The sequence below is a fragment of the Bradyrhizobium sp. USDA 4502 genome (assembly GCF_054063355.1).
The window spans coordinates 9232991-9256170 of sequence record NZ_JBSSGF010000001.1 but is presented as its reverse complement, the minus strand read 5'-3'; the positions used below and the strand labels follow the sequence as shown (position 1 = coordinate 9256170).

At 59.9% G+C, this 23180-nt stretch carries 21 protein-coding genes and 1 riboswitch; of the genes, 7 read left to right on the top strand and 14 right to left on the bottom strand.

Annotated elements, in window-relative coordinates; genetic code table 11:
- The first annotated feature begins 129 nt into the window (after positions 1 to 129).
- Positions 130 to 1296 carry an acyl-CoA dehydrogenase family protein gene (locus tag ACVW1B_RS43090; RefSeq protein WP_253588024.1) on the top strand — a complete coding sequence of 389 codons (1167 nt, stop codon included), beginning with the start codon at positions 130 to 132 and terminating at the stop codon, positions 1294 to 1296.
- A gap of 329 nt (positions 1297 to 1625) precedes the next feature.
- Here the strand turns inward: ACVW1B_RS43090 and ACVW1B_RS43085 are convergent, their stop codons facing one another.
- Entirely contained in the window at positions 1626 to 2066 is a 441-nt protein-coding gene (locus ACVW1B_RS43085; protein ID WP_253588025.1) for a VirK family protein, read from the bottom strand.
- A gap of 662 nt (positions 2067 to 2728) precedes the next feature.
- Between ACVW1B_RS43085 and ACVW1B_RS43080 the strand changes: the two genes are divergently transcribed.
- The 4 genes from ACVW1B_RS43080 (at position 2729) to ACVW1B_RS43065 (ending at position 8582) form a co-directional block, all read left to right on the top strand.
- Positions 2729 to 3697, top strand: coding sequence for a hypothetical protein (locus ACVW1B_RS43080; protein WP_253588026.1), 969 nt, complete (start codon positions 2729 to 2731; stop codon positions 3695 to 3697).
- A 2037-nt stretch (positions 3698 to 5734) separates the two neighbouring features.
- Positions 5735 to 6424 (top strand): response regulator, encoded by a 690-nt coding sequence (locus tag ACVW1B_RS43075; RefSeq protein ID WP_253588027.1) that lies wholly within the window; start codon positions 5735 to 5737, stop codon positions 6422 to 6424.
- Between the two features lie 69 nt (positions 6425 to 6493).
- Positions 6494 to 7906, top strand: a complete 1413-nt coding sequence (locus ACVW1B_RS43070; RefSeq protein ID WP_069280072.1) for a type II and III secretion system protein family protein — start codon at positions 6494 to 6496, stop codon at positions 7904 to 7906.
- A gap of 10 nt (positions 7907 to 7916) precedes the next feature.
- Entirely contained in the window at positions 7917 to 8582 is a 666-nt protein-coding gene (locus ACVW1B_RS43065; protein WP_069280052.1) for a CpaD family pilus assembly lipoprotein, read from the top strand.
- 236 nt (positions 8583 to 8818) lie between these two features.
- Here ACVW1B_RS43065 and ACVW1B_RS43060 read toward each other — a convergent pair whose 3' ends face one another.
- The 11 genes from ACVW1B_RS43060 to ACVW1B_RS43010 form a co-directional block, all read right to left on the bottom strand.
- Positions 8819 to 9856, bottom strand: coding sequence for an EscU/YscU/HrcU family type III secretion system export apparatus switch protein (locus ACVW1B_RS43060; RefSeq protein ID WP_069280053.1), 1038 nt, complete (start codon positions 9854 to 9856; stop codon positions 8819 to 8821).
- Entirely contained in the window at positions 9853 to 10674 is an 822-nt protein-coding gene (gene sctT, locus ACVW1B_RS43055) for a type III secretion system export apparatus subunit SctT (protein ID WP_069280054.1), read from the bottom strand. The genes ACVW1B_RS43060 and sctT overlap by 4 nt, the downstream gene beginning before the upstream one ends.
- Positions 10675 to 10684: 10 nt before the next feature.
- Positions 10685 to 10960 (bottom strand): EscS/YscS/HrcS family type III secretion system export apparatus protein, encoded by a 276-nt coding sequence (locus ACVW1B_RS43050; protein ID WP_057018251.1) that lies wholly within the window; start codon positions 10958 to 10960, stop codon positions 10685 to 10687.
- Positions 10961 to 10962: 2 nt separating this feature from the next.
- Entirely contained in the window at positions 10963 to 11628 is a 666-nt protein-coding gene (gene sctR / locus ACVW1B_RS43045; protein WP_028343882.1) for a type III secretion system export apparatus subunit SctR, read from the bottom strand.
- Entirely contained in the window at positions 11621 to 12622 is a 1002-nt protein-coding gene (gene sctQ / locus ACVW1B_RS43040) for a type III secretion system cytoplasmic ring protein SctQ (protein ID WP_081334767.1), read from the bottom strand. The genes sctR and sctQ overlap by 8 nt, the downstream gene beginning before the upstream one ends.
- A gap of 107 nt (positions 12623 to 12729) precedes the next feature.
- Entirely contained in the window at positions 12730 to 13266 is a 537-nt protein-coding gene (locus ACVW1B_RS43035; RefSeq protein ID WP_069280055.1) for a hypothetical protein, read from the bottom strand.
- On the bottom strand, positions 13242 to 14597 hold the full coding sequence (gene sctN, locus ACVW1B_RS43030; protein WP_069280056.1) for a type III secretion system ATPase SctN: 1356 nt from the start codon (positions 14595 to 14597) through the stop codon (positions 13242 to 13244). The genes ACVW1B_RS43035 and sctN overlap by 25 nt, the downstream gene beginning before the upstream one ends.
- Entirely contained in the window at positions 14594 to 15217 is a 624-nt protein-coding gene (sctL, locus tag ACVW1B_RS43025; RefSeq protein WP_069280057.1) for a type III secretion system stator protein SctL, read from the bottom strand. Before sctL ends, sctN begins: the two co-directional genes overlap by 4 nt.
- The gene (locus ACVW1B_RS43020; protein ID WP_081334766.1) at positions 15214 to 15846 is read right to left on the bottom strand and encodes a nodulation protein NolU; all 633 of its coding nucleotides are present in this window, start codon (positions 15844 to 15846) and stop codon (positions 15214 to 15216) included. The genes sctL and ACVW1B_RS43020 overlap by 4 nt, the downstream gene beginning before the upstream one ends.
- Before the next feature lie 11 nt (positions 15847 to 15857).
- Entirely contained in the window at positions 15858 to 16724 is an 867-nt protein-coding gene (gene sctJ, locus ACVW1B_RS43015) for a type III secretion system inner membrane ring lipoprotein SctJ (RefSeq protein ID WP_069280074.1), read from the bottom strand.
- Between the two features lie 9 nt (positions 16725 to 16733).
- The gene (locus ACVW1B_RS43010; RefSeq protein WP_245314107.1) at positions 16734 to 17237 is read right to left on the bottom strand and encodes a nodulation protein NolB; all 504 of its coding nucleotides are present in this window, start codon (positions 17235 to 17237) and stop codon (positions 16734 to 16736) included.
- A 191-nt stretch (positions 17238 to 17428) separates the two neighbouring features.
- Here ACVW1B_RS43010 and ACVW1B_RS43005 point away from each other — a divergent pair, with 191 nt between their 5' ends.
- Both ACVW1B_RS43005 and ACVW1B_RS43000 read left to right on the top strand, forming a co-directional pair.
- Complete coding sequence (locus ACVW1B_RS43005) at positions 17429 to 18130, top strand: secretin N-terminal domain-containing protein (RefSeq protein ID WP_375167005.1); 702 nt, start codon at positions 17429 to 17431, stop codon at positions 18128 to 18130.
- Positions 18131 to 18435: 305 nt separating this feature from the next.
- Positions 18436 to 19278, top strand: a complete 843-nt coding sequence (locus ACVW1B_RS43000; protein ID WP_253603956.1) for a hypothetical protein — start codon at positions 18436 to 18438, stop codon at positions 19276 to 19278.
- A gap of 303 nt (positions 19279 to 19581) precedes the next feature.
- Here ACVW1B_RS43000 and ACVW1B_RS42995 read toward each other — a convergent pair whose 3' ends face one another.
- Together ACVW1B_RS42995 and ACVW1B_RS42990 are read right to left on the bottom strand one after the other, a co-directional pair.
- Positions 19582 to 20655 carry a ribonucleotide-diphosphate reductase subunit beta gene (locus ACVW1B_RS42995; RefSeq protein ID WP_253603958.1) on the bottom strand — a complete coding sequence of 358 codons (1074 nt, stop codon included), beginning with the start codon at positions 20653 to 20655 and terminating at the stop codon, positions 19582 to 19584.
- Complete coding sequence (locus ACVW1B_RS42990; protein ID WP_253603960.1) at positions 20646 to 22535, bottom strand: ribonucleoside-diphosphate reductase subunit alpha; 1890 nt, start codon at positions 22533 to 22535, stop codon at positions 20646 to 20648. Before ACVW1B_RS42990 ends, ACVW1B_RS42995 begins: the two co-directional genes overlap by 10 nt.
- 162 nt (positions 22536 to 22697) lie before the next feature.
- A riboswitch (cobalamin riboswitch) is annotated at positions 22698 to 22912 on the bottom strand.
- Between the last annotated feature and the right edge of the window lie 268 nt (positions 22913 to 23180).

Sequence of the window (23180 nt, the reverse complement as noted above, 5' to 3'; positions counted from 1 at the left end):
TCGCACTGCGATTCTCAATGGTGCAATGATTGCGCCCTCAAGACGAATCCGCCGCATTGCGATGCGCCAGTGTATCCACTCTTCGTCAATGGCGCGCAGTAGCATCCGTATAGGCACCAAGGAGAATTTATGAACGCTTCTCCAGAGATGATCCCGTCAGAAGCCGACGTCGAGCCTGTCAGCAGGGATAACCTCTCCTCGTTGCTCGCCGAGATCCGAAGCCGTCGAAACACGTTCGCGGTCGCGCAACAAATTCCAGGCGACATAATCGATGGCTTTAAACGAGTTGGCGTCTATCGAGCTATGGTCGCCAAGCGTTTCGGCGGCGAGGAGCAAACGCCGGCCGCGTTTTGTCAGCTGATCGAGCGCATTTCCGAGGCAGATGGCTCGGCCGGTTGGGTCGCCAGCTTCGGTGATGGGGCTTGCAATCTCGCTGCTCTTCCGGATGAAACGCTCGCCAAAGTCTACGCGAATGGACCCGATGTGGTGTACGCGGCTGCGCTTTTTCCGCTACAGTCCGCCAGACGCAGTGCCGGCGGATTTGTCGTGAACGGCGTGTGGCCATTTGCCAGCGGCTCGCCCGGGGCGGCTTTGATTGGCGTCGGCATCAGGGTGGAAGACGACCCTATCGGCGATCTTCCGCGTGTAGCCGTAGTGCCGGCCGAAAAGGTAACTATCCGCCCCAATTGGGACGTCATTGGGCTGCAGGGAACCGGCAGCCATGACTTAGTTATCGAAGATGTCGTCGTGCCGGAGGAATGGACCCTGATCCGCGGCGGCTCGCCGACAATCGACCGGCCAATCTACCGTTATCCATCAGTGACGTTCGCCGCCCAGGCGCATGCGATCGTTGGCGTCGGTATTGCGCGCTCCGCACTGAACGAGGTGATCGCTATGAGCAGGAACCGCGCCTCGATCACCGGAGCGCCTGTGATGGGAGAGCGGGGCTACATCCAACTGGAAGCGGCCAGAGCCGAGGCTATGCTGCGTTCCGCGCGGTCCTTCTTCTATGATGCTACCGAGGAGCTGTGGAACGAGGCGCTCAACGGCGCGGTAAATCCGAATACGGCGACGCTGATGCGGCTCGCCGCGACTAACGCCGCGCTCCAAAGCGCCGAGGTCTGTAAGATCGCGAGCCGTCTCGCCGGCACTGACTCGCTGTACACGACGAGCAATCTGGCGCGCGCGATGTGCGACAGCTTCGTGGTTGCTCAGCATGCGGCTTTGAACGAGGGGACATTTCAGCGTGCGGGCCAACTCCTGCTCGGAGGTGCAGTGCAGCCAGGTTTTCCTTGACGTGGTTCATCCGGGAGCATTTTCGCACGAATAGCTGCGAAGAAAAGGCCACGAGCCATCAAACGGCCAACGCCGGAACAGCGTTTCTCCGCTCGCTCCGATCTCGCTATCTTCAGGACCGGGACCCCGCTGTCGTGGCGGGTATTCGCTCGGTATCTTGAGCGACTACAACAAGCTCGAGCAACTCGATGAGCGTTGCGGAAAAGACGGCCAGAAACAATCTGGCCGTCTCTCATGATCGATATTATTCGTGTCGTGGCTTGCGAAGATGCCTGCACGGTTAAAGGATCGAGGTCTCCAAGCGCATCCCCGTCCCTGTGTTCTTTCGTTTACCAGATGAACTTTGCGCCATCCGGCAGTTCACAGATGAATTCGCCCTGGTTCACGAGTTCGGTGGTCCCGACGACAAGCTTTGAGGCCCGCACCGTGAGCTTACCTTCGCGGCTGAGGCTATGACGAATGTATTCGGTCACCGCATGTCCGGAGCTGTCCACCGTTTGGTGCGCATTGGCGAAGCTGATGCCGTTCTGCGGGGTCACCCTGAATGCATTGATGACCAGGCCGGCCTGTGTCGCCGAAGCTGGCTTGCCACCCTCCGCGGCAGCACAGCGGCTCATGTCCAGGATGAGCTTCACGTTCTTGCCGGCCTGCAGGGCATTGAGCACCTCAGTGTATTTCGGCGAGGGCTCATCGGCTCTCGCCATCGTGCTCACACTCATGGCCGAAAGCAAAGACAGCAGGATCGCCAGCCCTTTGCCAATAGACTTCATATGCTTTTCTCCCTCGATAAGTACCACAGATCACACGTGGCAAGATGCCGTGCTCGCAAACTGTTTGGTGGAAACCAGACATCAAGCGCACGCGCGCCTGCGAGAAAAACAACCTGTCGCAACCAGGCGCAAGTGGTTGAGGCGGCTATCCCTACCTCACAACCTCGTAGGTCAGGTTTGTTAAAGTGCGACATCGCTGGAACGATTTGATCAAGTAGCAGCCGCTCGGAAACCACAAACGGCAAGCGGTCACGCTGATCCAATGGAGACGAACGATCGCGACGATGCGGTTCCACGCGCGTAACGGACGATTTCCAACGAGCATTTGGACCAGCCACATCTGCCGGCTTGTCCACGTTGATACCTGGGGCTCCCTGCCACTCAGACGACAGACAACAAGGAAGCGAATCTGGCGTCGCGAATGAAAAAGCTCTTCAAGGCCCAATTTCGACCTCGTCACAAATGGCAAACCGCACAAAGCAGCGCTGATTTGTGATCCGTCGATTAGCGTCGCTTCCACCTGGCTCAGCGCTCGCCTCACTGAACTGAATTCAGCCGGTGACCGTCAAACCGACACTGGCTCACCGCCTGGTCCGTCAGCTTCTCGAAAGCTGCACCTGCAACAGTCTACACTAATAGCCGGCACTCGAGGGGAGAGAGAAATGAATATTGATCCACGGAATGCTGCAGACGCTCCCTTTGAGCTTCAGGACGTGCTGCGGCAGCCACATCGGACGGGCCGGCAGCCAGACGAGCTAAGCGCACAAACCAGCACACCGGCACACAGCTCAGACGATCAGGCAAGCTTTGAGCAGCAGCTAGATGATTTGGATCCAGATGAATTGAACTCGGTCTACCCTGCCTCCTTGGCGGCAAATAATACGACTGCTACGTCCTCGACCGCGCCGAGCGAGAGCCCCCCGGAAACCGGCCCCTATCCAGCCACATCATTTGTCAGCGCGCGCGCTCAACTTGCCGCGACGCTGACAGGCGCCACGCTTGAAGCGCTCAGAAACGAGATCGACCTCGCCACGCATCAATCAGCACGTTGGTCGCCGGCGACCGCAGTTCCCGTCGATCGGAACCTCGTATTCGACGACGTAGCAGGGTCGTCATATGTCACACTGCGGCGCTTTCAGACTCAGGACAACGATTGCAAGCCGCGCACGGAAGAAAACACGAGAGCAATCTCGCATATCCGTAACACGGCTCGGGATCATTCTTCTGTTGGAGATCCTCTGGAGCGATATACTATGGACCGGGCGCGTCAGGCCGGATGGCATATGCGCGGCAAGACAGCAGCATCTCCTTTTGTGTCGCTGGTTGAGGATCCCTCAAAACTGGTTGTTTCGCGCGACCACTGGGCGAGAGCGATCGCCAACAATGCGAACACGCTGCACACCTACACCGTCCCGAAGTCCGCGGTCTGGACGCCCGACGACGTGCTGAGCAGTATCGGGCTTGGAATGAACGTTGAGGACCAGGACAACATCGATGCGGACGTGGATCTGATGTGCTCGCTGGGCAGAACACCAACCCGAGAGACCGAACGATTGTTTCTAGGCGGCAACCTCGACGATTACCGGACGGACAGCGAGGCAAATCCGTACAAGCGCGATGGCGCTGATTAATGCATTTGCTGAGCTCCGCGCTGCAGCGGTGTGCTTATGTTCAATCACAAAGGCACTCCGCTTAAGGACGAGTTGGAGAACGCTGACAGGCTTTACGAACAATAACTTGGGCAGCCCGCGCATCGAGCTATCAAGCGGTTCAATCGGCCCCGTCCTGCTGCGAGCGAACTCGACGCCTGGAGCCCATTCAACTCGCTCTTACAACTAATTCTCTGGCGGTACTCACGGCTGACATCGATCCAACTCGCCGGGATCACATTTCTCACTGAGCTCGCGGCGTGAGCCGGTGAAAGCCGCGCCTCTACCCAGTGGCTGGCTTGGCGTGACGCAGGAGGCGCGTTCAGCCGGAATATCGGTGGACGCGACCGCATGGCCAGCGCGCTAAAAGCTGCATCACCTATGGAAGGCAAGCGGCGGCGAGCGCCGCGCCTATCCGCCGCTTGAATGCGTTCCATCAAAACAATTGATTTTTCCGATCCCGCCCGAAGCCCCCATAGTCGGCCGCAGTTTTGGAGCAGCATTCAGGAACGTGGTGTGACAGTCGACCCTCTCTTCAATCCTTTGCCAGTCAATTCGATTTGGCAACCGCGCGTCTGCACCCGCGACGTTAAGCGCTATGCGTCAGATCAGTCCACCTCGGCCGGCCATAGTCCGCCTGCCAATCGCCACGTTTGAGGCAACCAGGGCAATCTCATGCTCGCGCGCGCTATGGCTTGCCCTAACGCGCAGCGGGAACAACTAGCTCACGCTATCGCAACAGCTGAAGCTGCACCTCGCAGAATTTGGAGAGGCGAAATGCTCACAACCTTCGAGAACACAAGAGCGACAGCGACCCACGAGGCTATGACAGTGTTCAAACTGTGTCGCGACCGAGTCAAGACGCGCACAAGATGGAGGGTACTCGTAATTAAAGACACTTGATCCTCACCTGACGTCAGATTGTAGGATTTCCGACAGCTTCGCGACACCGAACCCGCGCGCGAAAACTTCCTGACAGGTAGCAAGAATTGCGAATGTCTTTCAAACTTTACGACGCTCCGCTCCGCCCCATCACGTGGGTCGATCACTGCTGTGGACGACGTGTTCTCCGTAACGTCTATGTGCAGGACAGAGAAGTCGGCGCCACCCCTGTTGCGGCCCGAGCAGCATTTAGCGGCCGAGTAGAACTCGGATTCCATTTGCCTTGGCCTGACCGCGCACCACGCAGCCTCAAATTTCCGCTTGGATTACTTTGCAGTCGATCATCGCAAGTGAAGCGATGCAACTGGCATAGCAATATCAGCCAGATGGGCCATCGCCCAGAAATGCGGCAGTCCCCTCCGTCTCTCGTTCGCTACTTTCGAGGGGATCGCCCATCGGACCCGACCGAGAGTTGGGAGCGTCGGCGTCCTGCGCGTCTATCACCGGCTTGGGAAAGGCTTTTTCAGTAGCCCGGAGGCGCATCATCGTTCATTCGTCGCGCAACGCAGCTCTGGAGACATCGCCCGGACGCGTAGCGTGAAACTGTCTTCACGCGGAACAGCTTGCCTTGTCGCGACACCATGGTTCGACAGCACAGCAAGTACTGACCGCGGGACTGGGGAAAAGTGGGGAGTTCCCAATGCCGATTTCACTAGACTATTCAACCACGACTCCATCCGCTCGCTCCTGCGCTTGGGTGTCGATGTCGATTGCGAGGTCCAGCGCTATAAAGATCGAAGGCTGCTGTGCAGTAGGTGCAAACACGGACGCGATTGACGCGCAGATGCGTCAAACTGCTGCGACGGCTTTCGCCCTCGTGAATGATTTCGAAAGTCTTCCCGGTCCAAGGGGTCTGCTCGGCATCGACGACGGCGCATGCAGCCCCTGGCGGTCCATCGCGCTTTCCAACCCGGTGACAAGGAATTCACCGGGATTGATAGCCCGTCACCATGCTCTGCTTCCTCGCCGCCGGACATTGCCGCTCATGTCGAAGCGGGCGCCGGTCAGCTTCATCGAACCTCTTGGTCAACCGTGACGCGCCTAAAGTCTTGGCGCGGATGGACGAGAGGCGATGAAATGCGAATTCTCCTGGTTGATCATCATGCGGACTTTGCCCGTGCTGTGAAGGACGCACTTCCCGATTGCGGGTTTGCCGTTGACGTGACACGCACACTGGACGAGGCGTCGGCCGCGCTGGATTGCGCGAACTACCACATTCTTTTGCTCGAATTGGTTTTGCCCGATGGAGACGGCTTGGACTGGCTGAAGCAGCTCCGGCGCGAGGGTTATTCAATGCCGGCCATCATGATGAGCAGCCTCAACGACCTCGGGCGGCGGATTGCGATCTTTAACGCGGGTGCGGACGACTTCCTCCCCAAACCCGTGTCGACCGAAGAACTCATCGCGCGCATGCGAGCCATTCTGCGGCGGTCAACGCAAATGACGGCGCCGGTCGTGACATTCGGCAATCTGCATTTCGATCCGATCGCGAGGCAAGTCGCGGTCGGCGGTCGGATACTGAGGATTGCCCGCCGCGAAGTGTGCATTCTCGAACATTTGCTCAACCGTGCCGGTCGTACCGTGCCACGCGCATCTCTGGAGGATAGCCTTTATGCGTTCGACGACGAGGTCTCGACCAATGCGCTGGAAGTCGGCATCTATCGCTTGCGTACGCATTTGAGCCAGTCGGGTGCGACGCTCAGGATCAAGACGGCGCGCGGCGTCGGTTACACCCTTGAACTCATTGGCGCAGCGTCGGCTGCTTAGCCGATTCAACTTGAAAGCAATAACCCCTTGAATTTCGATAACAATGCTGCGCGCGCTGATGAGCCGTCGATGGTAGCTGGGGCGACGCGCTCTGCCGTTTTGCATCGCCTCTGCTACGTCCTGTGCGGACTTGCTCTGCTATTTCCGCTTGCTGCGGCAGCCCAAGCCAAGCGGGATGGCAAAGCAGAACCGCCGCATAGCGCGCCCGGCAGCACCTCCGGCACGCTGAACCTGATTTCCTCACAGGGCAAGACGATCCATCTGACCGCTGCGGCGGCGAGCATCTTTGTTGCCGACCCGACGATTGCGGATTATCAGGCGCCGTCAAATACGACAATCTTCGTGTTTGGCAAGAAATCAGGACGCACCAGCCTGTTCGCCCTCAATGAGAACGGAGAAGCTCTCGCCGAGCTGCGCGTTGTCGTCACACAGCCGATCGAGGATCTGCGCGCCGCGCTGAAAGCTGAGGTCGGCGACTATCCGATCCAGGTTAGCTATACCCCGCGCGGAGCGATCTTAAGCGGTACCGCGCCCAATGCCGAGGTCGTCGAGATAGCCAAGAAGGTCACCGAGCAGTTTCTCGGGGCGGGTGCGCTCGTCGTCAACAAGATCCAGGTGGCCGGCTCGCTGCAGGTGAATCTCAGCGTACGGGTCGCAGAAGTGTCCCGCAGTGCCGTCAAGGATCTCAATATCCACTTCACGGCCTCCAGCCCAAACGGCGCTTTCCTTATCAGCGGCAAGGATGGCGGATCCGCCGCGGCGAACGGCGGCGGCACGATCGGTATCGGATTCAGCGCGGGCAATACCAATCTGAGCGCTGTTCTCGACGCGCTCGCCAGCGAGCACCTCGCCTCGATCCTGGCTGAGCCGAATCTGACGGCGATGTCCGGCGAGTCTGCGAGTTTCCTGGCCGGCGGCGAATTCCCCATTCCTGTGATGCAGGATAATCGGCAGGTGTCGGTCCAATTCCGCCAGTTCGGCGTGAGCCTCGAATTCGTCCCGACAGTGCTCAACAATAATCAGATCAATGTCCGTGTGAAGCCCGAAGTCAGCGAACTGTCGAGCGAAGGCCAAGTCAAGATCAATGGCATGGAAGTCCCTGCGCTTTCGACGCGACGAGCTAGCACCGTGGTCGAACTCGCCAGCGGTCAGAGCTTTGCCATCGGCGGACTGATCAGGCGCAACTTCAACAACGACATTGGCGAGTTTCCCTGGCTCGGCGACGTGCCGATCCTTGGCGCGCTGTTTCGCTCCTCATCGTTTCAAAAGCGCGAGACCGAGCTGGTTATTATTGTCACGCCTTACATCGTCCGGCCCGGATCGAACCCGACCCGGATGAGTGCACCGACCGACCGCATAGCACCGCCCTCAGACACGGGCCGCATCTTGACGAACACGCTGGCGCGGCCGCCAAAAGACCGCGATGCGCCCCGCACGAGCGCACCAGGATTGACCGGCAGCGCTGGATTTATCATCGAATGAGGATCGTCAAATGACGTTGCGACATTTGTGCCATTTGATCGTTGTTGCGGCAACATTGAGCGGATGCGCAAACAGTGCTTCGATCCGTCCCGGGCCGGCTGAACAGGCGATCCAAGTGGAGCAGAAGAACAGTGTTTTGTTCCTACAGAGCCTTCGTGGCTCCGAAAGGCACCGGCTGCGGAGTTTCATTGCGAGTGCAAGTGGCGGCCGGCGGGACGCACTCCATGTCGATGTCACCGGCACGCCCCGGCTCATTGCACAGGTGGCCCACGAGGCCCGTGCCATGGGCGTTGCCCCCTATAATATTCGCCTGTCCGCCTCACCTCTCGATCTGCCCTCCCGTTTCGGGGTAAGGATCGAGGCGATCACATTTGAAGCCCAGCCTCCTGTCTGTCCGTCGCTTTCCATCGTCGGGCCTGCGGTCAACGATAATTCGTTCGACCCGACGCTTGGCTGCTCGACCAGAAGCAATCTGGCAGTCATGGTCAACGATCCGCTCGACTTACTGGACAATCGCTCGGTCATGACGAGTAATGGCGATCGCGCCGCCATTCCGGTTGCCAGCTATGGCACGTTTGGCCCGGGCAACAAGAGCAACGGAGAAGGTGGACAGAGCAATGGGGCCGCGTCGGAAGCTCCCGCGGCGGCAACGAGGGACGTACAGCCTCCTCGGTGATGGGCGTTGCATCGCCGCCGCCTGATCAAAATGATCTAGCGATTTCCCGTGCCGATTGAATCGCAGGTCGGATTTTTGTTCTGGCGCGCTTTCTTCCGCGAACCGGTACACAACTTCGCTCGAAAGCCGTCTAGTCTAGAGACTTTTCCGTTCCGATTGAATCGGAACGGAGCTGTAGATTCTTGTTTGACGCATTTCCTTCGCGCGAACCGGCGTCCACCTCGCTGGAAACCGCTCTAGACCAGCCCGGCAGCGTAAAGGGCTTTTGCGACCGACTCGAAATATTGCGACGGAACCGGGTTGCCGAGTCTTGCTTTGCCGAGCAGCTGATGTGTCAGGACGTCGTCATCCACTATCTTGAGGCGCAGCGCGCGCGCCTCGCCTAGCAACTTGGAAGCAGCTTCGCCCTCACCCCGACAGACCAGAACCGGCACGCCGGTTTCGCCGCGAACATAGCGCAGCCCAATCAAGGCTGCGGACCCCCTTAGTATCAAGTTGGCGCGATTGACGCCAAGCGGAGCCTCGTTCGCCGACACTTGGCGCAGACGCCTGCGTTCACTCTTCACCTGCGGATTGCCTTGCTGCTCCTTGTTCTCGCGCTTAGCCTCGGTTTCGGTCATGCGCAGCTCCTGCATGAACAACCAGCGCTGGATCAGAAGGTCGGCCAACCCGCCGACGAGGAACGCCCCGGCAGCAATCCCGGCCAGCAGCTTGACCTCTGTGAAGACTATTCCGAGGCAGCCCATGCCACAGACCGGCAAATACACCAGTGCCTTCCAGCTTGCGGTCACGGTAAGGAAAAAGCACGTCCCGAGGAGCACCACCTTAACCAGCGTCTTGCCAAGCTCGACGGCCGAACGTTTGGATGCAAGCCGCGTCAAGCCTTTGATCGGATCCAGTTTCTCAAGCTTCGGTTTGAGCGGCTCCAACGCAAACATGAAACCGCCATTGGCCACGACATTGGCCAGAAGGGCTGCTGCGACGGCAGCCGCGAGCAAAGGCCCGACCGTTGCCATCGAAAGTTCCAGCAACCCGTTGAGCGCCTGCGGAACCGCGCTCGTGAAGGGCTGCTCCTGCAGTTTGTCGATCAGCTGGACCGTTTCATGCCACTTGTCTTCGATCGCACCCGCTCTCCACCACAGACAGGAAAAGCCGGCGCACGCGCTGACCCCGCTCACCAGATCGGAGCTGCGCGCGCTCTGCCCTTTCTTGCGCGCATCGCGCAGCTTCTTGGGGGTCGGGGGAAGCTTCTTCTCCTCGCTCGTGCCGCTCATTTCAAGAGCTTCTTGAAGGACTCGAGCACGTTGTTCGGCGTGAGGATTTCAGCTCCTGCGTATTCGAGGAGGTAGACGGTATAGCTGACCATGATGACACCGAAGGCAACATTCTTGATCGTGGGCGAAAGATCGTTCAGCTTGAGTTGCGATGCAAAGCGGCCGAGCATCATGACCGACACGTCGATCAGCAGCAGCAGGGCCAGCACCGGCCCGGCGACCAATAGCGTCGTCAGCATGATATGATCGAGAAGAGCGAGGCATTCCATTGCTCCCAGTGCCGTCACCGCAGGCAGGAACTGATGCACGGGCCAGATCAGATAGCTGCCATAAAGGCTGCTCACCATGGTCTGCAGGCCGCCGACCAGAACGAAGATCGTGACCGCAGTGACGCCGAGAAAAAGCCCGGTCCCCGACGCTTGGCTGTGCGTCGCAGGATCTTCTGCTGCGACCTGGCTGGAGATTCCTCGTTGCGTATCGATGATGTCGCCGACTGCCTGGATGCTCCATAGGGGAATGCTGAGCAGGATACCGAGCAGAAGGCCGACGAACACCTCCTTCAAACCGAGCATGGTTACGCTGACCATACGCGTGTTCGGATCTAGCGCCTCCAGTCCCAGCTTGATCTGCGCCAGACACGGTAGCCCGATCGCGATCGTCAGACTTCCGCGGATCAGGCCACTGATGCGCGGCCGGGTGAAGACGGGAAGCACAAGCATGATGCCCAAGGCGCGGGCCGCGCTCAGGCCGGTTGCTGCGATAAGTTCGATTCCGCCCTCGACGAGGGCATGCGCATCTGTGGGTGACAGGCCGGCCATCCAAGCCCTGCTAGTATCTTGCGGTGAGTGCAGGAAACTCGCTGAAAATGCGTTCGGCCTGCTCGATGAGCGGAGCGCTGAGGACCGGAGAGAACCCGGCGAGTACGGCGACGACGACGAGAAGCTTCACCGTCAGGGGTAAGGTTTGATCTTGGAGCTGGGTTGCCGCCTGGATGAGGCCGATGATCAATCCCGAGATCAGGGCTGCCAGGAGCGGCGGCAGAACCCAGATCATGAAAAGCACGAGCGATTCGCTCAGGTACTTGAGGATGCTGGCTTCGTTCATTATCAACCTCCCGGCGTCGTGTAGCTCAAAACCAGCCCGTGCATGAGACGTGACCAGCCATCAATGGTAACGAACAAAAAGAGCTTGAAGGGAACAGATATCACTGTCGGCGACACCATCGACATGCCCATGGCCATCAAAATCGTCGTGACGATCAGGTCGATGGTGATAAAGGGAAGATAAAGAAGAAAGCCGATTTCGAAGCCGCGCTTGAGCTCCGAGATCAAGAACGACGGCACAAGAATCACAAAATCATCAGCCGTGGCGCTGCCGCGCATCTCCTCCGACCAGACATGTTCGGTCGATGACAGGAAAAACCGGCGCTGCTCTTCATTGGTGAACTTCTTCAAATGCGCGCGCAGCGGCTCCTGCCCCTCCTTGGCGGCTGTTACCCAGTCATCAAATGTTTGGTAGCGGAGTTGCGGATCCGTCAGGCGGTTGTAGGTCTGCTCAAACACCGGCGCGCTGATGAAGACGGTCAGGATCAGTGCCGCCCCATACAGGACGATATTGGGCGGTATCGATTGAGTCCCGAGCGCGTTGCGCACCAGGAAAAGCACAACGGAGACCTTTATGAAGGCGGTCGTCGTCACGACGGCGAAGGCGAGCAGGCCAAGACCGACCGTGATCGCCAGAAGCGCGAGGATGCTGGGTTGAATCTCAGTCATTGACCGCCAACCTGCCACGTAATCTGACGGCAAGTTCGTCGCCGACCCGCACGATATCGCCACGGCCGATGCGCTGCCCGTTGGCAAGGATATCAACTGGGCCGTCAAGCGACCGGCCGAGTTCGAACACATGGCCTTCGTTGATGCTCCGCAAGGTTCCAATCGGCATCGGCCAGCGGCCGCATTCGAATACGAGTGTGATCTCGAGGCTGTCGATATCGGCCTCGGAGGGAGGCTGCTGGGCTTGGGATTGTGTCGTCATGTGTCCACTTTTCGAGGGGTGAGATTGCGAGCGGAATGGTCCCCGCAGGACCAGTCGGTCGCCGGCAACCTCCGCAGGGGCCCACAAAGTGCCGGCAGTGAGGATGATCTGGCCACGAGCAAGGTAAATTGCGTCCGGCAGCAGCGCATCGCCTTGCTGGGCTTGACGAACAAGGCCGATTGTAATGCGGAGCGAGCCAACCTCGCCTGCAACGATCACAGGGAGTTCAGGGCGAAGCTTAGGCGTCTGTCGCGGCAATCGGCCAAGCAATTCACCTAGGACGCCGAAAGCTGGCGGAACCAGACCGTCAAGAGACGAGAATAGGAGCAGGCGAACCTTGCTCGTGAGCGGCCCATAGGCGACATCGAACTCAAGGAATGGACCTGATTTCGCCGCTTCATCGGTGCGGAGAAGCTGCAAATGCCGCTGCGTCAGCTGCTCCAGAGAAGAGAGCAACGGGTCTAGCGCGAGTTCAAGGACCAGCGAACGCGTTGGCTCGGAAGGTAAGGTCAGGCCATTCTGCACCGTCGCAATCAGCGCTTCGGCAAACGACCTGGGCAAGGACAGGACGAGCGTTTCGCCGCCTGCGTCAAAGACGCAGTCAAGCATCGATGTCTCAGGTGGCTCGACCTGCCAGACAAGCCTGACCATGCGCAGCGATAGCGGCTTATCGCCGAAACGGCTTTGCAGAGGTCCGCGGAAAGCTGCGATCTCATTGAGCCAAGAGACCACAGCACGAGATAGGGTCAGCTGTGGCCTGAATGGTACGGGCCCACCCAGCCTCTGTGTCGCAGGCGGCGCCTGCCCATCGCAGCACACCGGCAAAGGAGAATTGGCCATCAGCTCGGCTCGCCTCCCGCTTGGACGGGGGCGCCTCTGCGGTAGCGAAGCAACACCTCATCATCGGCTTCGATTTCCGCCGCGGCTTCAACATGAGCATTGGTGATGCGCTCAACATTACGCTCGATCTCTTGCCATTTGTGGCACGCAGCGGAACGTTTGGCCCATAGCGTCCGCGCCTCACGGACCGCCGCCTCGGCCTGATCCTGAGCGGTGTGCGCCTTGTCAAGAAGTAGCTGCGCCGCCGCGATATCCTCTGTGAGCCGCCCAATGATAAGATGATGGCGGCGCTCGAGCTCGCTGACGGATATCGCATCGGCCGATAACATCTCCCGATAAAGCTCGGCTTCGACCCTTGCGCGGTGTCTTTCGGTATTGGCAAGCTGCTCGGAAGCCTGTTCGACGGCTTCACCTGCGATGCGGCGCTTGGCTTCCATGTCGGACAGTTCACGAAGGGCGCTTCGCTCCCTCATGTCCTTCACCGCCCGCAATTTCGACGCATGAGCGGTGTTCAGGCGGTCAAACGTGACATCCATGCGATCGTCTCCTCAAATTTGCACGCCTCGTCCTGGCCTTGACGCAGGAACGTCCGCAACTCCTCAATCGAGGCGATCGCCCGGTCGGTCAGCGGATCAGCGCCTTGCTTATATTCGCCGACCTTGATCAAAAACTCGGCCTCGGCGTAGCGCGAGAGCTGATCACGAAAGAAGGATGCCGCCTTGCGATGCGGCACAGACACGACCGCATCCATGACGCGGCTTCGGCTCGACAGCACGTCGATGGCCGGAAAATGCTCCCGCGAAGCCAGCGCACGCGAAAGAATGATGTGTCCGTCGAGAATGCCGCGCGATTCTTCGGCGATTGGATCGCCCGTGCCGTCACCTTCGACTAGCACGGTATAAAAGGCCGTGATGGAGCCCTGCTCGCCCATGCCGGCCCGCTCCAACAGACCCGGCAGCAGAGCAAAGACGGAGGGCGGAAATCCGCGCCGGGTCGGAGGCTCTCCCGCGGCAAGGCCGATCTCGCGCATCGCACGACTAAAGCGCGTCAAGGAATCCATCATCAGAACGACGCGCAGCCCCTGATCACGAAAGTATTCGGCCAGCGCCGTCGCCATATGGGCGCATTGTGCCCGCTCCATCGCCGAACGGTCGGAGGTTTCCACGACGACGACCGAACGGCGGAGTGCCTCGCCAAGATGACGTTCGATGAATTCACGTACCTCTCTGCCACGTTCGCCGATCAGCGCGACAATCGTGACGTCGGCGGCTGCGCCTTTGACGATTTGCGACATCAGCGTCGACTTGCCGCAACCGGCGTCCCCATAGATTCCGATCCGCTGGCCTTCACCACATGTCAGAAGCCCATCTAGGACACGAACGCCGAGTGGGAAAGGCTGCTCGATACCTCGCCGTTTCATGGGGTTGGGCGCCTTGCCGCGCAGCGGGCGCACTTCGCCAGCCTTTATTGGCCCCTTACCATCGAGTGGACGACCGAAACTGTCGATCACGCGGCCGAGCAAATCGGGGCCGACCGGAACTTCCTGCATTCGCCCAGTCGTGACGACCTCGGCACGGTTGGACAAGCCGACCATGTCACCGATCGGTGTGAGCAACACCCCGTCCGGCAACAAGCCGATCACCTCCGCCTCGAGCGACCACCCGCTGCGGGGGTCCTGCAGCAGGCATAGCTCCCCAACCCGGGCTTCCGGCAAGACGGCATGGAGCAGCGTACCGATAGCCTTCGTGATCCGGCCGCGGACGGCACGCGTGTCGATATGCTTGGCGGAAGATCTCAAGGAAGACAGTGCGGCGTGGACAGCCTCTTCTTCAGCCGCAGCACCATGGGTCGATCGTTGCGCGGTCACGGTCCACCTTCCTGCGACGGCAAGCCAAACCCCACACGAAGCGCACGGAGCTGCGCGGCAAGTCCGAGATCGACATTGCCAAACTCGCTCCACAAGACACATTGGTCCGCCGTGAGCGCCGGATCCGGCTCGATCCTGACCTTGGGCCGGCCCTCCTGTCCGTTGTAGGCTGCGAATTCATTGGCAAGCAGATCGGCTTTCAGGGGGGACACGTGAAGGCAGACTTCCGTGTTCTTGTACTTTTGCTCAATCGCGTGACGAACGCTGCGCACCAGCATCTCGCCCGGATCAAAGGCGCCGAGCAAATCTCGCACGATCTCGATGACCAGCTCGGGCAATTCTTGTTCTAGAACGGCCTTTCGCTGCGCGAGTTCGCAAGCAGCCTGCGCAATCAGGCGTGCGATTTCCTCTGCGCCCGTTTTTACCCCCTCCGCATGGCCGCGCGCCCGTTCCCGCTCAAAAGCTTTGCGTCCCCAGCCGCGAACACGCTGCAGATGCCGCTCAGCAGTGGCCCGCGCGTGCACGGCGTCATGCCAGATCTCGAGCTCGGCTGCCGGGATCAGGGGCCCAAGCGGACGGATCTGTGGGGCCACAGGCAATGCTGGGAAGTCGACTGTCATACCGTGGCAGCCTCCGTCCCCAAATGGGCCACAACCAAGGAAAGCAGCGGGCCTGAAGCACGATGGTGCTCAGCCGCCGGATTGTCCGCGGCCGTCCCACGAGGCAAGCGTAGAAGCACGCGGATACGCTCAATCGCTGGAGCCCGGTCGAGCCAGGCGCCCAGACAGGCATGTCCATCGCGTTCAATCTGTCGCGACAGGTGTTCCGGATCGGCAATGAGTGCTGTTGCAACCGCACTGGGTAAATGCCGGATGGCGAAGGCATGCGCTTCGGCACCGATCATCTCGACCAAGATCGAAAGATCGCGCTTTGAAACCAGCTTCAGGACGGAATGAGCATGCCAGATACCGCCGGCGAGCAGCGCAGCCCGACGCGGATCATGCCCGAGCAGAAGGTCGTCGTTCCAGCCAGCTCCGCTCACATCCACGTCGCTGCCGAGCAGCAGCTCGGCCAGCCTTGGCTGCAACCTGGAACTCTGCTGCAGTCGGAGTAATGTGGCGGGCGACAGCAGCGGATCGAGACACGCGGCAAAACGGCTCGGATGGATCGAGGCAATAAGCTCGCGCAGCCGTTCTGAAGCCAGCGTGATCGAACGATTGGGTTCGGTGGGTGATATCGATGACGACATGAGCGTCCTGGTTATGTCGCATCGGAGGTGATCTTTTTGCCAGCAGCCTGGACAGCGGTCACATTCGAACGCCTGCCGAACATGGTAAGTTTGCGCGATGATTGACCGAACTGACGAAGACGCGCGCCAAGCAACAGATAAGATGCAATGACGAATGCGGCGCTTGCGCCCCCGACCCCAAGCGCAAGCCACGGCGTTGAAGCCGGCCTTGTTGATTGAGACGAAGCGGCTGCCGACTGCGCCGGCTGCTCAAGCGGCGCTCGCTCAACCGGCACAAAGACCACAGCCACCTTGTCGTAAGACAGCCCTTCGATGCTGTTGGCGACGAGCATCTTGATCTGAGGCAACAGCGCCGAGAGCTTGGCGTTCGAACCATGTCGGATGAAAACCGACGCCGACGATGGGGTGGCGTCTTGCCGCAGAAGATCGTTCTTCGGCAGAACCACGTGCACCCGCGCCGAAAGGACGCCATCGATGTCGCTAATGGTGCGCGACAATTCTTCGCTGAGGGCATAAACGTAACGGGCGCGCTCCTCGATCGGGGAGGCAACGAGGCCCGATCCCTTGAATACCTCGCCGAGATTCTTGAAAGATTGACGCGGCAGCCCCTCAACATTGAGCAGGTCAATCGAATATGCAAGCTGCCTTTCCTCGACCTGGATCGTGCTGGTTCCATCCTTGGCGACAACGCGAACAGCATCGACACCCTTGCCAAGGAGAAGCGCAAGCATCTCATTGGCCTCACGCTCCTGAATCTTGCTGTAGAGATCAGCCTTGCAGCCGATCAACGGAACAAGAAGCGGCAGAGCAAGGCAAATGCGAAGCCGCCGCCACCATTGACGGCGGCCGCAACCCCCACTGTGCATCACACCAGGCATCAGCTCCACTCAGCCCGCCGATAGCAGCTTGTTCAACGAGGAGCTCACGGCGCTGGTGCTCTTGGAGACGAGGGAAACCTGAACGACGTCCCGGTAGACATCCCGTAGATTTACCATCATCGAATCGAAATCCGCAGCCACCGGTTTAACCGCCGCATGCGCGCTGATGTCGACCGGCGGCAACAGCGGCCGCGCGGCGGGGCCGGCTTGTACGGCACTCGCAGCAGAAGACGCGCCACCGACCGCGGGAGCAACGGCATGGCTGTGGTACATGGTGGAAAGAGTTTGAAGAACGCGATCGCCCGGCGGCACCGCCAGCGTGTTCGTGCGCTGCACCTCCAGTACCGGCGAAACGACTGCAGCTCTGTCCGCGACTGGTGAGGCAGGCCCCTGACTTGAGACCGCTTGCGCAAGAGACTGCTCAAAGTGTGCCTGCTCGACGGGAGCTGCCGGCGAACAGGCATTGGAAAGGCAGTCGGCTGAATTGGGAGAGATCGGCGTTGCGCCTAACATCATATAAGGAGTCATTGTGCTCGCTGGTGAGACCAAGCGTTCTCGACGGATGAACAGATCAAAATCTGTAGATTGGTGAGCTGACGAAAACCTGACGAAGATGGAGGTTATTACGCCATCTAATGATCACGTTTGGCTTCCAAGCTGGAACGAAATTCCAGGTTTAATTCTCAGGTGGAAGGCCTTCGGGAATGCTCGTTCGATCCACGATGGCGCAAAGTTTGAAGAGCAGTCTCTATGCCGGAGCTCTCATTTGTCTTGCAATGGTGAGCGCGTTTGGCGCGCCCCTGTCGCTGCCTTCGACTCCTTATAGCTATACGGTTCTCGATCAGGACCTTGCTGCCGCGCTGCAGGAGTTCGGCAACAATCTCAATATCAGGGTCAATGTCAGCACTGAAGTGAAGGGCCGGATTCGCGGGCGAATGCCGGACCTGCCGCCGCGCGACTTCCTCGAGCGTCTGACCAACCTGTACAATCTTCAATGGTACTACGACGGCCTCGTGCTTTACATATCCGCAGCCCACGAGGCGCAGAGCCGGCTGATTGTGTTGAACCCGATCAGCTTCGATGCGTTCAAGACCGCGCTCGAGGCGCTCAACATCTCCGATGAGCGCTATATCGTGAAGCCGGCGCCGGGGGATGGTCTTGTCCTGGCTTCGGGTCCGCCACGCTTCATCGCGCTGGTGGACCAGACGCTGAAGGGTCTTGTGGCGGAGGAGCAGGCGCGGCGCAATCCCGCCATCGCCGAAAGGCCGCCGCGGGATTCCGTTTTGATGTTGTTTCGTGGTTCCTCCAGCGTGGTTATTCGGGATGGGCGCCCGGAAGGGCATTATGCGTCCGACGCGCCGCGTCAGGACGGCACCGTGCGTGGAGCTGACACAGGCCAGAAATGACCTAATTGATGCGAGGCAGCTTGAGCCGAAGTCGATCCAATCTGCATCGGCTCAAGTCCTTCTGATCGTCAGCTTTTCGAAAGCTAATGCTCCCATGGGCGTGCGGACGCTGGACGGCGGGGCCTCCTACCGACCGCAACGGATGTGGGCAACCAGCCACCCTTGACGCGAGCGGAAGCTGGCAAGCGCCATCTTTGACGGAAGCTCGGGGCCTCAAATATCGATGAGAGCCTTCGAACCGGCTGCGTCAGAGCCGCAGGGCATGTCTCGCTCGATCCGCTCCATCATCGAAAAGGAGTAACAGGATGGATTTCAATGCAATCGGTCCAGCGAATACGAGGCCAGAGCCCGACTTACCAGAACCGTCTATGGACGCGACCGGCTTTGAGCAGCGGCTCAGTGGCGCGCAAGCTGGTGCTCTGCCACAGCACGCAGCCCCGCCGGTCCTGCAGGGAGGCGCCTATTCGCCATATTTGGACGCAGGTCATCCTTATTCACCGTACTTGGATGCTGGTCACCCCTATTCTCCGTACCTGGATTTAGCGCATCCCTGGCTGGACTTGGATCGGGAAAATGATCCGTTTACGCCAAGCGCGGAGCACGTCGCGCCAGAACCGGAAAGCCCGCAATATCTCCCCCAGCAGACGATCGCTCAGGCGATCGAGGCACATCCTGGTGTCGATCAGGATCTGATATGGCAGAATGTGGCCGGCCCTTCACACGCTGGGCCATCGTACGCTGGACCACTGCTGGAGGGACCGTCCCATGCCGGGCCATCGCACGCCGGTCCCACCCACGCTCGGCCATTGCAAGCGGGCCCCTCTCAGGCTGGTCCGTCCGAAACTGCACCACCAGAACTTTCCGAGTTCCGGATGCTGAACGGACGTCTCGCCAAGGATTACTGGGTTTTCACTGGCCAAACGGCCACAGCCGCTCAGATCGATATGCTTGAGCGCAGCGGAGTGAAGCCGAGCAAGGACCACCCCACAAAGGTTTTTACCTTTCTCGGCGTGCCTCACACAGCCGAATGGAGAGAAGAGGGCTTCATTCGTCTTACACCGTCGCTGGACCAAACCCTTTGGCCTGAAGAGCCGGCTGAAAATAGATCTTTGGACTCCGACTCTGAGGAAGATCCGCGTATCCGCTAGGGACGGGCCGTACCTTGGCTGGGCCACGTCCTGGAAGCGGATAGATTAAAAATTGCGACGGCAGCAGCAGTTGGTACGGGCCCGCAGCCGGCAAATATTGCCATTCACCTGGTTTAAGCCCACTTGATCATTACAGAATCGGTCAAGTCAGAATAGCTGCACGCTCGAGATGAACGATCGCAGCCGTCCTCCTGTCGTTTTAGTCTCTCCGTCCCGCTGTGCCGACGCCACGAAGTCGGCAGCCTTGATCATCAACGCGATCGTCACATGCACAATCGCCCTTGATGATTAGCTCCAGCATGACTACGTCCGGCCGAAAGCTGCCCACACCCCGTCTTCGCCATCCCAGCTGCCGCGGCTCGCCGCCTTGGAGTATTCCGTGGCGCGCTGCTCGAAGAAATTGGCGTGCTCGACACCGTTGAGAATCTCCACGAGCCATGGCAGCGGATGTGCCTTGAGCCGGATGAACCCGCCCTCCTTAGCCTCGAAGAAGCCGAATACCGGGGCAATCCGCAGCTGGGTCAGTCGCCAGTCGGCGACGTAGCGGACGTAGGCATGGATCTGCTCGGGATTCATACCCTCGATCTCGCCGAGGCCAAAGGCGAGGTCGACGAAGTTCTCCTCCAGCTTCACCATGGTCTTGGCGACGTCGATGATATCGTCACGGACGGAGCGCGTCACCGCGCCAGTTTCGCGGTGCCATTCGTGAAACAGCTTTATGATGCCCTCACAATGCAGGCTCTCGTCGCGCACTGACCAGCTTACGATCTGTCCCATACCGTTCATCTTGTTGTGGCGCGGAAAGTTGAGCAGCATCGCGAAGCTCGCGAACAACGCCATGCCTTCGGTGAAGGCGCCGAACATCGCCAACGTCCGGGCGACATCGGCCACGGTGCCGACGCCGAACTCGTGCATGTAGTCGGCCTTCGCGCGCATCTCGGCATAGCCGCGGAATGCCTCGAACTCGGTTTTGGGCATACCGAGCGTTTTGAGCAGTAGCGCATAGGCATCGATGTGGACCGTCTCCATGTTGGTGAAAGCTGCAATCATCATCTGGACGGTGAGCGGCTGGAAAATCGGGATGTAGCGCTTAAGATAGTTGTCGCCGACCTCGATGTCCGATTGAGTGAAGAAACGGAAGATCTGGGTGAGCAGCGCACGTTCGTTGTCGGTGACGCGGTCCGACGCCCAGTCCTTGAGGTCTGCGCCGAGCGGCACCTCCTCCCCCATCCAATGGGTCTGCTGCTGGCGCTTCCAGAACTCGTAAGCCCAGGCGTAGCGATCAACGTCGTAGCTGCCGGTCGAGTCGAGGAGGCCGACGCGCTGCTTGCCGATCAGCGTACGCGGATCGACGGACGAGGGATCGATCACTGACATGCGAGGCACTCCTCATAGTCGGTGCGCTGCTGCGATGGTTGCGGGGGCGCAGCCTTGTCGCCATCGGCGATGGCGCCGGCGAACGCCGCGCGCGAAATAGATTTTGAACGGCAGTAGTAGAGGCTCTTCACCCCCCGCTTCCATGCCGTCCAGTGCAGCATGTGAAGATCCCATTTATCGACGTCAGCCGGCAGATAGAGGTTGACCGACTGGCTCTGGCAGACGAACGCGGCGCGGTCGGCGGCAAGTTCGACGATCCAGCGCTGGTCGATCTCGAAGGCGGTGCGAAAGACCGCTTTCTCGATTTCCGAGAGGATGTCGAGATGGGCGACCGAACCCTCGGCGGCGATGATGGACTGCCAGATCGCCGAAGTATTGGCGCCCTTGGCGGCCAGCAGCTTGGCGAGATGCCGATTACGCACCGAGATGGCGCCGGACAAGGTCTTATGGGTGTAGATGTTGGCCGGGATGGGTTCTACACAAGCGCTGGTGCCGCCGCAGATAATGCTTATCGAGGCGGTCGGCGCGATCGCGATCTTATGGCTGAAGCGGGCCATCACGCCTCGTTCCAGGGCATCCGGGCACGGCCCCCGCTCGCGCGCGAGCGTCACGGATGCCGCATCAGCATCGCGACGGATTTTCCGGAACATGTTCAGATTGAACGACTTGGCCACGACGCTTTCCATCGGAATGCTCTTGGCCTGCAGGAACGAGTGGAAGCCCATGACGCCAAGGCCGACGGAACGCTCACGCAAGGCGGCGTAGCGGGCACGCTTCATGACGCCCGGCGCCACCGTGATGAAGTGGGTCAGCACGTTGTCGAGGAAGCGCATGACGTCCTCGATGAAGCCAGGCTCCTCGTTCCACTGGTCCCAGGTCTCGAGGTTGAGCGACGACAGGCAGCACACGGCGGTACGCTCCTCGTCGCGATGATCGATGCCGGTCGGCAGGGTAATTTCGCTGCACAGGTTGGACGTTGAGACCTTGAGGCCGAGCTCGCGCTGGTGCTTGGGGAGCGCGCGGTTCACTGTATCGATGAACAAGAGATAAGGCTCCCCCGTCTGCAGCCGGTTCTCCAGGATGCGTTGCCACAGCTGGCGGGCGTCGATTTCGCGGATAACCTCCTTGGTCTTCGGACTGCGCAGAGCGAACGCAGTGCCGGCGCCTACGGCACGCATGAACTCATCGGTGACGTTGATGCCGTGATGCAGGTTGAGACTCTTGCGGTTGAAGTCGCCGGACGCCTTGCGGATCTCGAGGAACTCCTCGATCTCGGGATGGTGGATATCGAGATAGACCGCAGCCGAGCCGCGCCGTAACGAGCCCTGGCTGATCGCCAACGTCAGGCCGTCCATGACGTGGATGAACGGGATGATGCCTGAGGTAACGCCGCCCTTCACCTGCTCGCCGATCGAGCGAACATTGCCCCAGTAGGTGCCGATGCCGCCACCGTTAGAGGCAAGCCATACGTTCTCGTTCCAGGTGCCCACGATGCCTTCGAGCGAGTCCGACACCGAGTTAAGGAAGCAGGAAATCGGCAGGCCGCGCGTCGTGCCGCCGTTGGAGAGCACCGGTGTGGCTGGCATGAACCACAGCCGAGACATCGCATCGTAGAGACGTTGGGCATGCGCAACATCATCCGCGAAGGCGCAAGACACCCGCGCGAACATGTCCTGGATCATTTCGCCGGCGAGCAGATAACGGTCGCTCAGCGTCAGCTTGCCGAACGGCGTCAACAGGTCGTCGCGCGTCCGATCGAGCTTGAGATCGGCCGGCTTTGGCGATGGCGCAAGGGGGTACGGCAGCGGGGCCGGCGACGGCGGCGGCACAAGACACAACTCAGGCGCGCTGGGCTCTGCCTGCAATGGCTGCGACCTCACGCGCGCCGGCTCCTCAATGAGATGACCATGCTGATCGAAATCGTAAGACGGCGACATCGGCAACCCCGCGATGTTAGGCGGGGGGGACTGCGCGGATGACTTGCGAGGAAACCGGTCAAACGTCTCCGGCTGCAAGCGACCCAACGGGGCACCCCGCCCGAGGACTTTCGTTCAGTCGCGGCAGGTCTCCTGGCTCGCGGGTCGCCGCGGCTGTCGGCCTTCCCGGCGCTGTGCTGCGCCAGTGACCATGATGACAACCGCTCGCCGCTTACAGTTGCGGGGGCAGCCCCGGAGTAGCCGTTCGGCGCACCGGGTTCCCTCTTAGCTTCCGACCTACAAAATGTTGGGGCCAGAAGACCGTGACTGGCTAGACATAGGCACTACTCGCCGGGATTCGTCAACTGGGGAGATCCAGATTGAAACGCAAAAACATACCGAAGCCCGGACGACTTTGTCGCCGCTGTCGGCTTCTGCTGCAGGTGATTGGATATGCCGTTGGGCTGCATTACCGGTTTCCGTCAAGCCTGCGCAAAGGTCGAGGGAATTCCTGGCTCGCACGTCGCATTGATGGAATCTAAGAAACGGCGCGTCAGTAGAGGAGCAATTCGGCCAGACGCTTGATTTGATTCGCAGCGCTCCTGCTCG